This is a genomic window from Haloarcula sp. H-hyl6 (genome assembly GCF_056934455.1).
In genome coordinates this window covers 790,918-803,806 of the sequence record NZ_JBRIIK010000001.1, presented here as the reverse complement: position 1 = coordinate 803,806, position 12,889 = coordinate 790,918, and the positions used below count along the sequence as shown (strand labels likewise).

At 67.8% G+C, this 12,889-nt stretch carries 12 protein-coding genes; 8 read left to right on the top strand and 4 right to left on the bottom strand.

What is annotated here, in order from left to right; all coding sequences use genetic code 11:
- Positions 1 to 9: 9 nt before the first annotated feature.
- Complete coding sequence (locus tag Hhyl6_RS04190; RefSeq protein ID WP_483737970.1) at positions 10 to 1,116, top strand: site-2 protease family protein; 1,107 nt, start codon at positions 10 to 12, stop codon at positions 1,114 to 1,116.
- A gap of 15 nt (positions 1,117 to 1,131) precedes the next feature.
- Here Hhyl6_RS04190 and Hhyl6_RS04185 read toward each other — a convergent pair whose 3' ends face one another.
- Positions 1,132 to 1,782, bottom strand: coding sequence for a hypothetical protein (locus Hhyl6_RS04185; RefSeq protein WP_483737969.1), 651 nt, complete (start codon positions 1,780 to 1,782; stop codon positions 1,132 to 1,134).
- Positions 1,783 to 1,887: 105 nt separating this feature from the next.
- On the opposite strand from Hhyl6_RS04185, the gene Hhyl6_RS04180 reads away from it, so the two are divergent.
- Positions 1,888 to 2,166, top strand: a complete 279-nt coding sequence (locus tag Hhyl6_RS04180; RefSeq protein ID WP_483737968.1) for a hypothetical protein — start codon at positions 1,888 to 1,890, stop codon at positions 2,164 to 2,166.
- On the opposite strand, the gene Hhyl6_RS04175 is transcribed toward Hhyl6_RS04180, so the two are convergent.
- The 3 genes from Hhyl6_RS04175 to Hhyl6_RS04165 all read right to left on the bottom strand — a co-directional run bounded on the left by Hhyl6_RS04175 (position 2,163) and on the right by Hhyl6_RS04165 (position 4,572).
- Complete coding sequence (locus Hhyl6_RS04175; protein ID WP_483737967.1) at positions 2,163 to 2,858, bottom strand: SDR family NAD(P)-dependent oxidoreductase; 696 nt, start codon at positions 2,856 to 2,858, stop codon at positions 2,163 to 2,165. The genes Hhyl6_RS04180 and Hhyl6_RS04175 overlap by 4 nt on opposite strands.
- A 253-nt stretch (positions 2,859 to 3,111) precedes the next feature.
- Positions 3,112 to 3,807: a phosphoribosyltransferase gene (locus Hhyl6_RS04170; protein WP_483737966.1), complete on the bottom strand. Its 696-nt coding sequence runs from the start codon at positions 3,805 to 3,807 to the stop codon at positions 3,112 to 3,114.
- Positions 3,808 to 3,840: 33 nt separating this feature from the next.
- Positions 3,841 to 4,572, bottom strand: coding sequence for an N-acetyltransferase family protein (locus Hhyl6_RS04165; protein WP_483737965.1), 732 nt, complete (start codon positions 4,570 to 4,572; stop codon positions 3,841 to 3,843).
- 119 nt (positions 4,573 to 4,691) lie between these two features.
- Here Hhyl6_RS04165 and Hhyl6_RS04160 point away from each other — a divergent pair, with 119 nt between their 5' ends.
- From Hhyl6_RS04160 to metG, 6 genes are all read left to right on the top strand, one after another.
- Positions 4,692 to 5,597 (top strand): PhzF family phenazine biosynthesis protein, encoded by a 906-nt coding sequence (locus tag Hhyl6_RS04160; RefSeq protein ID WP_483737964.1) that lies wholly within the window; start codon positions 4,692 to 4,694, stop codon positions 5,595 to 5,597.
- A gap of 86 nt (positions 5,598 to 5,683) precedes the next feature.
- On the top strand, positions 5,684 to 7,981 hold the full coding sequence (ppsA, locus tag Hhyl6_RS04155) for a phosphoenolpyruvate synthase (RefSeq protein WP_483737963.1): 2,298 nt from the start codon (positions 5,684 to 5,686) through the stop codon (positions 7,979 to 7,981).
- Positions 7,982 to 8,149: 168 nt separating this feature from the next.
- Positions 8,150 to 9,202, top strand: coding sequence for a tyrosine decarboxylase MfnA (mfnA, locus tag Hhyl6_RS04150; RefSeq protein WP_483739668.1), 1,053 nt, complete (start codon positions 8,150 to 8,152; stop codon positions 9,200 to 9,202).
- Positions 9,203 to 9,352: 150 nt separating this feature from the next.
- On the top strand, positions 9,353 to 9,934 hold the full coding sequence (locus Hhyl6_RS04145) for a YqaA family protein (RefSeq protein WP_483737962.1): 582 nt from the start codon (positions 9,353 to 9,355) through the stop codon (positions 9,932 to 9,934).
- A 65-nt stretch (positions 9,935 to 9,999) separates the two neighbouring features.
- Positions 10,000 to 10,680, top strand: coding sequence for a LiaF transmembrane domain-containing protein (locus Hhyl6_RS04140; RefSeq protein WP_483737961.1), 681 nt, complete (start codon positions 10,000 to 10,002; stop codon positions 10,678 to 10,680).
- 66 nt (positions 10,681 to 10,746) lie between these two features.
- Entirely contained in the window at positions 10,747 to 12,885 is a 2,139-nt protein-coding gene (metG, locus tag Hhyl6_RS04135; RefSeq protein ID WP_483737960.1) for a methionine--tRNA ligase, read from the top strand.
- The last annotated feature ends 4 nt before the right edge of the window (positions 12,886 to 12,889 follow it).

Below are 12,889 nucleotides of genomic sequence, written 5' to 3'. Positions count from 1 at the left end.
GCGTCGTCAATGGCCCAGCAGTCGGTGCCGACCGACCCTCCGGAGCCCGAGCGACTGGCCGACGCGTTTCAGGTCTACGAGGTAGACGCCTCTGGAGAGGACGGCGTCCGGTACTACGGCGAACCGGTGGCCGACTCCGAACAGGTCCTCAGGCTGGTGGGACCGACGTTCCGCCGGCGCGGCTATCGGGTCCGCCTCCAACGGGAGATGGGCGAACACGTCCTCGTCGCCAGCGAACGGTCGCTGGGCGTCGACGGCGTGCCGTGGACCAACGTCGCGCTGGCGATTGCGACGCTCCTCTCGACGCTGTACGCGGGGAGTCGGTGGTACGGCATCGCCGTGGTCGAGGACCCCGCCGCCATCGTGGGGGCGTGGCCGTTCGCGGCCGCAGTGTTGGGAATCCTCGCCGTCCACGAGTTCGGCCACTACGCGCTCTCGCGGTACCACGAGGTGCAGGCCAGTCTGCCGTACTTCATCCCGCTCCCGTTCAACGTCATCGGGACGCTCGGGGCGGTCATCCGGATGAACGACAACATGCCCGACCGGGAGGCGCTGTTCGACATCGGGGTGGCCGGTCCGCTCGCCGGCCTCGCGGCGACGATAGCGGTGACTGTCGTCGGCGTCACGCTGGACCCGATTCGGGTTACCGGCGGCGTCGCCGCACAGGTGGACCTCGGCTACCCGCTGTTGATTCGAGGTATCGCGGCGCTCATGGGCGAGCAGGTGGTCTACGCCGACCCGTCCCTGATTCCCAACCCCGTCGTCATCGGCGCGTGGGTCGGCGCGTTCGTCACGTTCCTGAACCTCTTGCCGGTGGGGCAACTCGACGGCGCACACGTCACCCGCTCGCTCCTCGGTGAGCGCATGTCCGCGGTGCAGGCGGCCGTCCCGGCGGTCCTGTTCGGACTCGCCGGTTACCTCTTCCTCTTCGAGAACGGCGAGGCGGCGATGCTGTGGGGGTTCTGGGGCGTCCTGACGCTCATCTTCGGCCGCGTCGGGTCCGTGACGCCGCTGGACGAGACGCCGGTCGGCCCGAAGCGGCGGGCGGTCGGCGCGGTGACGCTCCTCCTCGGACTGCTGTGTTTCGCGCCCGTCCCCATCGCCATCTCGCTCTGACCGCCGGTCGGGGGCTCAGATGCCGTACGGGTCGTACGCCGGACGAGTGTCCGACTCGGGGTCCACGCCGTATCGCTCGCACCACTCCGTCAGCAGGGCGTCTGCTCGCTCTCCGAACAGGACGACGACGCCGAACGGTCGGGAGTAGCGGTCGGCGTCGGGCGGATCGGGGTCGAGAAAGAGGGCGTCGGTCACCGGGTCGCCGACGGTCGGAAGCGTCGAGAGCGTCTCCTCCATCGGGACCAGACCGGTGAGAACGCTCGGAACGAACGACCCGCCGGGGAGTGGGGCGCGGGGCTGGACGTGCAGTTCGGCGACCGGGTCGCCGTTCGCTTCGAGGACGGTACTGACCGGGCGGGTCCGTCCGTCCGACCAGAGGTTGTCGGCGACGGCGGGGACGTCGGCGTTGACGACGAAGGACGTCCGGACGCCGCCGACGCGCTCCAGCGACTGGATGGACCACGCCTCCTCGGGGTCGTCGGGGTCGCCCGCTAGCGTCGCGTTCACGAGGTCACCGGTCCGGAGCGCATCGATGCGCTCCTGTCGGTCCCCGTATCCCGACTGGTACACCGTGTACAGTCGCGCGGCCGCCGCGTCGAAGAAGTTGACGTGCGGGACGGACTCGACGACCCGATAGACCCGGAACCGACCCGTTCGCTGCTCCATGGGGACAGTATCGGCCGGGCCGGTAAGACTCCGCGGGTTCCGACGGGTCCGCTCGGTAGGCCGACGGGGGAAACACGGAGATAGGTGGAGCGTGAACACGGGCCTATGAGCGAGTCAGCGGGCGTTCCGGAACCGGACTTCGAGCAACTCCGCACGGCGGTCGAGCGACTCCTGGACGAGACGGTCGACCGGGAGGACGCGCTCGCGGTGTCCGTCGAGGACTTGGAGGTGGACGTGCCGATACGGTTCGGCGACGACGCGCCGCGGGCGCGGTGGCGGTTCGACGGCGACGTGACGGTCACCGTCGACGGCATCCGCCAGCCGCTCAGAGAGTGGATAGAACTCCACGAGGACCGGACCGTCGAGCGACGGAGCGACGACTAGAACGACTCGACGTGGGGTCGCAGGTCGAGTTCGAGCGTCCACGCCGAGCGGTCCTGTTCGACGAGGTGCCAGTACGACGCCGCTATCTCGTCGGGGTCGAGGTACTCCTCGGGGTCGCGGTCCGGCGCGGGAGCGTCGGGGCCGAGAATCTGGCCGTCGACGACGACGTGGGCGACGTGGATTCCCTCGGGACCGAGTTCCCGGGCCATCGACTCGGCCATCCCCCGGACGGCGAACTTCGCGGCGCTGAAGCCGATGGCACCCCCACGGCCCCGGACCGCGGAGGTGGCACCGGTGAAGACGACAGTTCCGCCCCCGCCGTCGAGCATGTCCGCGACGGCCTCCTGCGAGCAGTAGAGGCCACCCTTCGGTCCGACGTCGAGGGCGTGTGCGAACTCCTCGTCGGAGATGCCTCGCAGGCCCTTCCACGCGCCGCCGCTGGCGTTGTTGAGTAGCACGTCGACGGGACCGAACTCGTCACGCACCCGCTCGAACCCGGCGGCGACGGCCTCCGGGTCAGTCACGTCCGTGGGAACGGCGAGCGCGCTCTCACCGAGTTCGTCGGCGAGGCCGGTGACGTAGTCCTCCGAGCGAGCGAACAGGCCCACGTTACAGCCCTCCGCGACGAACCGACGCGCGAGCGACGCGCCGAGGCCGGGTCCGACGCCGGCGATGACGGTAGTTCGTGACATGCGTCCACAGACGCGGTCCGGGCCGAAGTAGCTGTGGGCCAGAGCCCGCGACGCGGAACTGTTAGCTGGGAGAAAGAACTATGCCGTTCCAAGTAGTATGTTACCAGTGACCATGACTCCGACCAAGATACGGGAACGACTGGAAGAGTCGGAGGGCCGCGTCGATACCGAGCAGTTCGTCGCCGCGCTGGAGTACGTGCGCGACGACGGCCGCCGCCGTCGCTGAGCGCCGAGACCGCAGGCAGAGCCCGTTCTAGTCGTCGCTGAGTCGCCAGCCGTCGTCGGTAGCGACCGCCACGTCCCGGCGGACCATCTCCGCCATCACCTCGTCGAACCGGTCGGGTTGGGCTATCTCCATCGCCGTGTGGCTCACGTCGTGGTACTCCTTGAGGAGTTTGCGCACGTCCTCCTCGGTGTGCACTCGCTGGTCGCTCTTCTCCATGACGCCGGTGAGGAGTTCTATCATGTCCTCGACGAAGTTCCACGGGTAGACGACCCACGCCCACTCGTCGAGACGCTCGCCGACGAACTCCGGTTCGTGCTCGCTGGTCTGGAGCAACTGGAGCGTCGCCGTCCGCACGCTGTTCGGGTTCCGGTCGCGGACGCACTCGGCGGCCGTCTCGATAGACTGGCCGGTGTCGGCGATGTCGTCGACGACGAGGACGTCTTTGTTCTCGACGGCCCCGTCGGCCAGCGGGTAGCGCACCTCGGGTTCGTCGCCCTTCTCCGCGGTGCCGACGTAGTGTTCGACCTTCAGACTCGCCAAGTCGTCGAGTCCGAGGAAGTCACAGAGACAGCGCCCGGCAAACCACCCGCCGCGCGCCAACGCCACGACCACGTCGGGTTCGAAGTCGGCGGCCTTCACGTCGTCCGAGACGTCCCGACACAGGCCGTAGATGTACTCCCAGTTGGTGATGGTACACTGGAACTCCTCCGGTAACTCGCCCATAGGGGAGAGCGTGGACGGGCGACCTTAACGGTTTCAGAACGTGTACGCCAGCATCACCTCGTCCACCCGGTTCTCGCCGAGGCGGTAGTGGTCCTCCCGGACCGCCTCCGTCTCCCAGCCATGCCGTTCGAGGAACGTGATGGCGTTCCCGTTGGTCCGCGCGAGGCTGTTGTACACCTTCCAGTAGCCGTGGGCCTCCGCCCAGTCCAGCGCCCGTTCGAGGAGCCGCTCGCCGATGCCGTAGCCACGGTACTCCTGCCGGACCCCCAGCGTCAACTCCGCGGTGTCCCGCAATTTCTCGACCTGCGGCAGCGCGAGGTGGGACCACCCGACGACGTGGTCGTCGACGGTGGCGACGAAGAAGAGACGCGACCAGACGGTGTTGTGTCGCGTGACGGTGTTCTCGTACTGCAACTCCTCGGCGAGGCTCTCGCCGATGACGTACGTCTGCTTGTCCGTGACGGTCACGATAGTGTCGACCAACTCCTCGAAGTCCTCCTCGCGGGCCGGTCGAACGACGTACGTGACGTCCTGCGTCTCGTGTTCTCGCTCGGTCCCGACGTCGAGTTCGAGTTCGAGGTGTCCGTCGGTCCGGCCGACGTACCCCCGCTCTGCGAGGTAGTCGAGTCGCGCCTCGAACTCGTCGGACGGGAGGCCGACGGCCTCCGCCACCTCCTCGGTGGCCGGTCTGCCGTGTCGCTCGACGTACTGGTAGATGCGCCTGTCCCCCTCGGTTTCGAACGCCAGCGGTTCCAGTACTGTCATGCAGGCTAGTTGTTCGCGGACCGGGCGCTTAATCGTTTGTCGTTTGTTACCGTTTGTCACAGGCGTAACTCGCTCGAACAGCACGAACTGTTATCCGCGGGGTCCCACAAGACGGTGCCATGGAGACGCGAGAAGCGCTGCTCGTCGACGCGTTCGCCGCGGAACCGATGGCTGGCAACCCGGCCGGGGTGGTGCCGGACGCCGACGGACTGACCGACGACCAGATGCGGGCCATCGCGGGCGAACTGGGGGCCAGCGAGACGGCGTTCGTCTTCGCGGACGAGGCGACAGACCGTCGCCTCCGCTTTTTCACGCCCGAACGGGAGGTGGACCTCTGCGGGCACGCGACTGTCGCGGCCCACGCCGCCCTGTTCGAACGCGGTGCTGTCGAGACGGGCCAGCACACGATGGCGACCGAACGGGGCGCCCTCGACGTGGAGACGAAGGCCGACGGGACGGTGTGGATGGAACAGGGCGACGCCGACGTCCGCGAGGTCGACTGTGCGCTCGAGGACGCGGCCGACGCCATCGGCGTCGACGTGGCGACGTTGCAGGACGTCGGCGCTGACCTCCCGCTCGCCGTCGCCGACACCGGGTTCCCGTGGCTCCTCGTGCCGGTCAACTACTTCCAACACCTGAGCGGCGCCGACCCGGACCAGTCGGCGGTCGCGTCGGTGTGTGAATCCGTCGACGCGATGGGCCTGTACGCGTTCACCTTCGACACCATCGACGGCCAGTCGACCCTGCACGGCCGGGCGTTCGCGCCGCGGGCGGGCATCAGCGAGGACCCCGTGACGGGGACCGCTGCCGGGGCCTGTGGCGCGTACGTCCGCCGGTACGGCGCGCTCGACGACACTATCGAACAGGTGGTCGTCGAACAGGGCCACTTCCTCGACCGGCCGGGCACCGTCCGCGTCGACACCGACGGGACCGAAGTGTGGGTCGGCGGGCGGGCGGTGACGACGCTCTCGGGCACGCTGACCGTTCCCGAGGCGGACGAGGACGACGAGATTCTGGAGGTCTGATTCGCTCGGATTCGAGTGAACGACCCCCCGAAGATGCCGCCACCGGAAAGTCCATAACAGTCGTTCATGAACCAGAACGTGAGTCAATGCCAACATTGTGGCTCGACGAAATCGGTGCCGACGACCTAGAGCGGGTCGGCGGCAAGGCGGCGTCCCTCGGAGAACTGACCGCGGCGGGGCTCCCTGTCCCGTCGGCTTTCGTCGTCACTGCCGACACGTATCGGTCGTTCATCGAAGAAACTGGTATCGAGGAGGAACTGTTCGCCGTCGTCGACGTCGACAGCGACGACTCGCAGGCGCTCGCGGAGGCGGCAGAGCGCGCACAGGACCTGATTCTCTCGACCGACACGCCCCCGTCGGTCCGGGAGGACCTACTCGCGGCCTACGACGAGATGGGCGACGAGGACGTGGCGGTGCGGTCCTCCGCGACGGCCGAGGACCTCCCCGACGCCTCCTTTGCCGGCCAACAGGACACGTACCTGAACGTCTCGCGGGCGGACCTCCTCCAGCGGGTCAAGGAGTGCTGGGCGTCGCTGTTCACCCAGCGGGCCATCTACTACCGCAACGAGCAGGGGTTCGACCACGACTTGGTCGACATCGCGGTGGTCGTCCAGCAGATGGTCGACGCCGAGAAGTCCGGCGTGATGTTCACGAGCCACCCCTCGACCGGCGCGAACACGGCCATCCTCGAAGCCGCGTGGGGACTCGGCGAAGCGGTCGTCTCCGGCGCGGTCTCGCCCGACAACTACGTCGTCGACCGCGAGACCGAGGAGATAGAGGAGGTCACCGTCGCCGACAAGAAGGTGATGTGCGTCCGCGGCGACGACGGCGAGACGGTCGAGCGCTCGGTCCCCGAGGAGAAACGGAACGAGCGCGTCCTCTCCCCCGAGGAGATTCACCGCCTCGTCGAGGTCGGTGAACGCGTGGAGGACCACTACGGCACTCCGCAGGACGTGGAGTGGGCGGTCTACGAGGGCGAGGTGTACCTCCTCCAGTCCCGCCCGATAACGACTATCGACGAGAGCATCGACGCCGAGGCGTCCGGCGGGGCCGGCGACAGCGCGGGCGTCGCCGACGGCGGGTCGATGCAGAGCCAGTCCGAGGACGTGCGTCTGTCGGGTATCGGCTCTAGCCCCGGTAAAGCGACCGGCGAGGTCCGCATCGTGACGAAACTCGACAACCTCGACAAGGTCGAGGAGGGCGACATCATCGTCACGGAGATGACCACCCCCGACATGGTGCCGGCGATGAAACGCGCCGCCGGCATCGTCACCGACCAAGGCGGGATGACGAGTCACGCCGCCATCGTCTCCCGCGAACTCGGCGTCCCGGCCGTCGTCGGGGCCGAGGACGCGACCGACAAACTCCGGGACGGCCAGACGGTCACCATCGACGGAGACATGGGCACCGTCGAACAGGGCACCGAGATAGCCGAGGCCGACGAAGACGAGGAACCCGCCGCCCCCGACGTGGACCAGCAACACTCCCCGGTCAAGCCGATGACCGGGACCGAGGTGAAGGTCAACGTCTCCATCCCGGAGGCGGCCGAACGGGCCGCCGCGACGGGCGCGGACGGCGTCGGGTTGCTCCGCATCGAGCACATGATTCTCTCGACGGACAAGACCCCGTCCCGCTACGTCGAGGACCACGGCGAACGGGCCTACATCGAGGAGATAGTCGAAGGGGTACGGAGCGTCGCCGAGGCGTTCTACCCCCGGCCGGTACGCGTACGTACCCTCGATGCACCCTCCGACGAGTTCCGCCAGTTGCAGGGCGGCGAGGACGAACCCAGCGAGCACAACCCCATGCTCGGCTATCGGGGCATCCGGCGGTCGCTCGACCGGCCCGGCGAGTTCAAACTCGAACTCCGGGCGTTCGAGCGCCTCTACGAACTCGGCTACGACAACGTCGAGTTGATGCTGCCGCTGGTGACCGACGCCGAGGACGTCCTGCGGGCGAAGTCGCTGATGCAGGAGGTCGGCATCGACCCCGAGAAGCGAGACTGGGGCGTGATGGTCGAGACGCCGGCCAGCGCGCTGTGCATCGAGGACCTCTGTGAGACGGGGTTGGACTTCGTCTCCTTCGGGACGAACGACCTCACCCAGTACACGCTGGCCGTCGACCGCAACAACGGCAACGTCGCCGGCCGCTTCGACGAACTCCACCCCGCCGTGCTGGACCTGATGGGACGGGTCATCGGCACCTGTCGCGAGTACGACGTGGCGACCAGCATCTGCGGGCAGGCGGCCTCGAAACCGGAGATGGTCCAGTTCCTCGTCGACGAGGGCGTCACCTCCATCTCCGCGAACATCGACGCCGTGCGCGACGTGCAACACGAGGTCAAGCGCGTCGAACAGCGCCTGCTCCTCGAATCGGTCCGCTGACGGACATCTATCGGTAGATATCGCGCTTTCTGACCGCCTTTGCGCTCGAACGGTTTCGAGACGCGTCTACGATTCGTGTCGGACCCCTCGAACTGGTGAGCGAGTCGACGACGTGACGCTCGGCCGAGCAAAACGGCTAAACCGCTCGCCCCCATGCCTACCGATAGAATGCTCCAGCGGGCCGAGCCACAGGACTTCGACCGAGTGCTCTCCTCGATGTGTACCGTCCCGCACCCCGCGGCCCGCGACGCCGCCGAACGCTTCCTCGCCACCAACCCGGGCGACCCCGGCACCTACGAGACGGTGGCCGAACTCGAAACCGAGGCCGTCGACTACCTCGGCGAGGTGACCGGCCTCCCGGACCCGTCGGGGTACGTCGCCTCCGGCGGCACCGAAGCCAACGTGCAGGCGGTCCGCATCGCCCGCAACCGCGCCGACACCGACGACCCGAACGTCGTGGCGCCCGTCCACGCCCACTTCTCCTTTACCAAGGCGGCGGACGTCCTCGGGGTGGAGTTACGGACGGCGCCGGCCGAGGGCTACCGCGTGAACCTCGAGGCCATGGCCAAACTGATAGACGAAGACACCGTCTGCGTGGTGGGGGTCGCAGGGTCCACCGAGTACGGCTACGTCGACCCCATCCCGGCTATCGCCGAACTCGCGCACGACGCCGACGCCCTCTGTCACGTCGACGCGGCGTGGGGCGGCTTCTACCTCCCGTTTACCGGCCACGACTGGCACTTCGGGCACGCCGACGTGGACACGATGACCATCGACCCCCACAAGGTCGGACAGGCGGCGGTGCCGGCGGGCGGGTTGCTGGCGCGGGACGGGACGCTACTGGACGAGTTGGCCGTCGAGACGCCCTACCTCGAATCCACGAGCCAGTTGACGCTGACGGGCACACGGTCGGGGGCCGGCGTCGCCTCTGCCGTCGCGGCGATGGAGTCGCTGTGGCCCGCGGGCTACCGGGAGCAGTACGACCGCTCGATGGAGAACGCAAACTGGTTGGCCGAGCAGTTGCGGGCACGCGGTCACGACGTCGTGGACCCGGAACTCCCCCTCGTCGCGGCGGACCTCTCGGTCCCGATGACCGACGAACTGCGTGACCGCGGGTGGCGCGTCTCGAAGACCGGTGCCGGGGAGATGCGCGTCGTCTGTATGCCCCACGTGACGCGGTCGATGCTGCGGTCGTTCGTGGCGGACCTAGACTGGTACTGAGAGCAGTCGCTCTGAGTACTGTGGGTTGCTGTTCGCGGGTACTGAGCGCTGTCGCTCGTGGCCGCCGTCGGGTCCCCGAACTGTCGATATACAGAGGGCTCCCGAGTGAACATACCAAGATTTAGGACCCCGTATGGGTAATCGGGGGGTGTGGATTCGGTAGTCCCGCTTCCGGCGCTGATTGCCTTGGTCGGCGAGTGTACGACAGGGTCCGCCCTCTCCCCCTTAGAGGAGGCCGTCTGCACTGCCACTGGCCCGACGGGGCTGGCCATCATCGCCGTCTACTCGTTTCTCATCGCCTTCATCCTCCCCCTCCCGAGCGAAGTCGTCCTCGTCCCGGCCGAGACGCTTCGACTCGGCTTCTCGACGACGGGCAACCTCGCGGCCATCATCGTCGTCAGCGCGTTCGGCAAGGCCGTCGGGAGCCTCTTCGCCTTCCACATCGGACAGGAGGCCAAGGAGTACGGTCCGCTCGTCCGGCGGATTCAGCGCTCTCGGTTCGACATCATCGCGTGGTCCGAGAAGAACACCATCAAACTCGCCAAGAAGTACGGCTACGTCGGCCTCGCGCTGGCGCTCTGCGTGCCGTTCTTCCCCGACACGCTCTCGATATACGCGTTCACCGTCCTCGAAGAGGATTACCTCCGGTTCGGCGCGGCCACTTTCGCCGGTAGTGCCGGGCGCTTGCTCTTCACGCTCGGACTGGCGAGCGGCACGCTCGCGTTGCTCTGAGCGCCGCGGTACCGTGTCACTGGCCGTCAGTCGAACTTTATCGCCTCCGGCGTCGAACATCTAGCATGGAGTACAGAACCCCCTCACCACAGACCCTCGTCGGGGTGCTCGTCGTCCTCGTCGGGGCGGTCCTGCTGGGTCAGACGACCGGTCTCTACCCGTCGGCGGACCTCCTGCGGTTCGTCCCCTCGCTGTTCGTCCTCGTCGGCCTGTACGCGCTGGTGACGAGCGGACTCCGCAACGTCACGGGTCCCCTCCTGGTCGTCCTCGTCGCCGGGGCGTGGCAGGCCGTCGCGCTCGACTATCTCGCGTGGGGCGACGTCTGGCAGTTCTGGCCGCTCGCCGTCGTCCTCTTCGGCGTCTCCCTCCTGCTCGGGCAGTTCAGGACCCGAGCGCGGGAGACGACGGCGGGGACCGTCACCGGTCTCGCCGTCTTCGGCGGGAGCGAACAGCGGTCAGCCTCGCAGGCGTTCCGCGGCGCGGACCTCACGGCCATCTTCGGCGGCGCGGAACTGGACCTCAGAGACGCCGCGATTCCCGACGGCGAGACGGCGACGGTCAACGCCACGGCCATCTTCGGCGGCGTCGAAGTCGTCGTCCCCCGGGAGTGGAACGTCCGGATGGACGTCCTCCCGATTCTGGGTGCCGCCGCCGACGAGCGGACCCGGTCGCCGGAGGAACACGAGGCGGTCGACCTCGTCGTCACCGGCCTCGCGAGTTTCGGCGGCGTCAGCGTGACTAGCTGACTCGCCGGGACGTTCCGGCGCGCCAAACCAACCCCCTTTTGACCCGTGGGCGGTTCACGAACAGGTATGAGCCACGACGAGTTCCCGACAGAGCAGCCAGCGGTGGTGACCTGCGGGTTGCCGTACGCGAACGGCGACCTGCACGTCGGCCACCTGCGGACCTACGTCGACGGGGACGCCCTCTCGCGGGCCCTGCGACGCCTCGGCCAGCAGACCGCCTTCGTCTGCGGGTCGGACATGCACGGCACGCCCGTCGCCGTCAACGCCGCCGAGGAGGGCGTCGAACCCCGCGAGTTCGCCTTGGAGTACCACGAGACGTACGCCGAGACGTTCCCGCAGTTCAACGTCGAGTTCGACAACTACGGCCACACGGACGACGAGACCAACACCGAACTCACACAGGAGTTCGTCCGCTCGTGGGTCGACAACGACCACGTCCACGAGAAGGAGATTCAGGTCGCGTGGGACACCGAGGAGGACCAGCCACTCCCCGACCGCTTCGTGGAGGGCACCTGTCCGTACTGCGGCGAACAGGCCCGCGGCGACGAGTGCGACGAGGGCTGTCAGCGCCACCTCGAACCCGGCGAGATAGAGGACCCCGTCAGCACCATCACCGGCAACCCCGCCGAGTACCGCACCCGTGAACACAAGTTCCTCCGCCTGTCGGACTTTCAGGAGTACCTACAGGGGTTCCTCGACCGCGTCGAGGGCACCGACAACGCCCAGAACCAGCCCCGCGAGTGGATAGAGGGCGAACTGCAGGACCTCTGTATCACGCGAGACATGGACTGGGGTATCGACTACCCCGCGAAAGACGAAGACGACCCCGAGGACCTCGTCCTGTACGTCTGGGTCGACGCCCCCATCGAGTACGTCGCCTCCACGAAGCAGTATTCGGAGCGGGTCGGCGCGGACGAGTACGACTGGGAGCAGGTCTGGAAGGTCGGCGGCGAGACCCGACACGGCACCGAGTGGGACGAGGCGTGGAGCGAGGACAGCGGCGAGATAATCCACGTCATCGGCCGCGACATCATCCAGCACCACGCCGTCTTCTGGCCGGCCATGCTCCGCGGCGCGGGCTACAACGAACCGCGGACCATCCTCGCCACCGGGTTCGTCGGCATCGACGGCAAGGCGCTCTCGACCTCTCGGAACCGCGCGGTGTGGGCCGACGAGTACTTAGACGCGGGCTTCCACCCCGACCTGTTCCGCTACTACATCGCCACCGGCGCGAGCCTCGAGACGGACGTGGACTTCTCGTGGGACCGCTTCCAGGAGCGCGTCAACGGCGAACTCGTGGGGAACGTCGGCAACTTCATCTACCGCTCGCTGCTCTTTGCCGAGCGCAACTACGACGGCACGCCAGACGCCGACGTCAGCGACGACGTGCGTGACCGCATCGAGGAGGCGCTCGACGACTTCGCAGCCGCGGTGCGTGACTACGACGTGCGGACGCTCGCCGACGTCGCCACCGACCTCTCGAACTACGGCAACGAGTACATCCAGCGCAACGAGCCGTGGAACCTCGTCGACGACGACCCGGAGCGGGCCGAACAGGTCATCCGGGACTGCGTCCAGTTGACGAAGGCCGTCGCCGTGGTCATGCAACCGGTCCTGCCGGGGAAGGCCGAACGGCTCTGGGGGCAGTTGGGTGAGGAGGGCTCCGTCGCGGACGTTTCGCTCGACACCGCGCTGGAGGCCCCGCCCGCGGAGTTCGACGCCCCCGACGAACTGTTCGAACAGGTCGAGGACGACCACATCGAGGGGCTGAACGAGGAACTGCAGGAACGAGTCGAAGCGGCCAGCGAAGACGACGAGAGCGAGGACGTGGACGAGGAGGACGACAGCGCGGGTGACGAGGCCGCCGACCTCGAACCTCTCGTCGAGGAGCGCATCGGCTTCGAGGACTTCGAGGGCGTCGACATGCGGGTCGGCGAAATCGTCTCGGCCCAACCGGTCGACGGGGCCGACAAACTCCTCGAACTGGAGGTCGACATCGGCCACGAGGTCCGACAGGTCGTCGCCGGCCTCGCCAAACTCCACGACGTCGACGACCTGCCGGGGACGCGGGTCATCCTGCTGGCGAACATGGAGAAGGCGGAACTGTTCGGTATCGAATCCGACGGGATGGTGCTGGCGGCCGGCGACGAGGCCGACCTGCTGACCACCCACGAGGACGCACCGCTCGGGACGCGAGTGCAGTAACGGC

What these genes read in the sequence shown, in the direction of transcription:
- Hhyl6_RS04190 (WP_483737970.1), top strand. Translation starts at nt 10, where the DNA reads ATGGCCCAGCAGTCGGTGCCGACCGACCCTCCGGAGCCCGAGCGACTG.
- Hhyl6_RS04185 (WP_483737969.1), bottom strand. Translation starts at nt 1,782, where the DNA reads ATGGAGCAGCGAACGGGTCGGTTCCGGGTCTATCGGGTCGTCGAGTCC.
- Hhyl6_RS04180 (WP_483737968.1), top strand. Translation starts at nt 1,888, where the DNA reads ATGAGCGAGTCAGCGGGCGTTCCGGAACCGGACTTCGAGCAACTCCGC.
- Hhyl6_RS04175 (WP_483737967.1), bottom strand. Translation starts at nt 2,858, where the DNA reads ATGTCACGAACTACCGTCATCGCCGGCGTCGGACCCGGCCTCGGCGCG.
- Hhyl6_RS04170 (WP_483737966.1), bottom strand. Translation starts at nt 3,807, where the DNA reads ATGGGCGAGTTACCGGAGGAGTTCCAGTGTACCATCACCAACTGGGAG.
- Hhyl6_RS04165 (WP_483737965.1), bottom strand. Translation starts at nt 4,572, where the DNA reads ATGACAGTACTGGAACCGCTGGCGTTCGAAACCGAGGGGGACAGGCGC.
- Hhyl6_RS04160 (WP_483737964.1), top strand. Translation starts at nt 4,692, where the DNA reads ATGGAGACGCGAGAAGCGCTGCTCGTCGACGCGTTCGCCGCGGAACCG.
- ppsA (WP_483737963.1), top strand. Translation starts at nt 5,684, where the DNA reads ATGCCAACATTGTGGCTCGACGAAATCGGTGCCGACGACCTAGAGCGG.
- mfnA (WP_483739668.1), top strand. Translation starts at nt 8,150, where the DNA reads ATGCTCCAGCGGGCCGAGCCACAGGACTTCGACCGAGTGCTCTCCTCG.
- Hhyl6_RS04140 (WP_483737961.1), top strand. Translation starts at nt 10,000, where the DNA reads ATGGAGTACAGAACCCCCTCACCACAGACCCTCGTCGGGGTGCTCGTC.
- metG (WP_483737960.1), top strand. Translation starts at nt 10,747, where the DNA reads ATGAGCCACGACGAGTTCCCGACAGAGCAGCCAGCGGTGGTGACCTGC.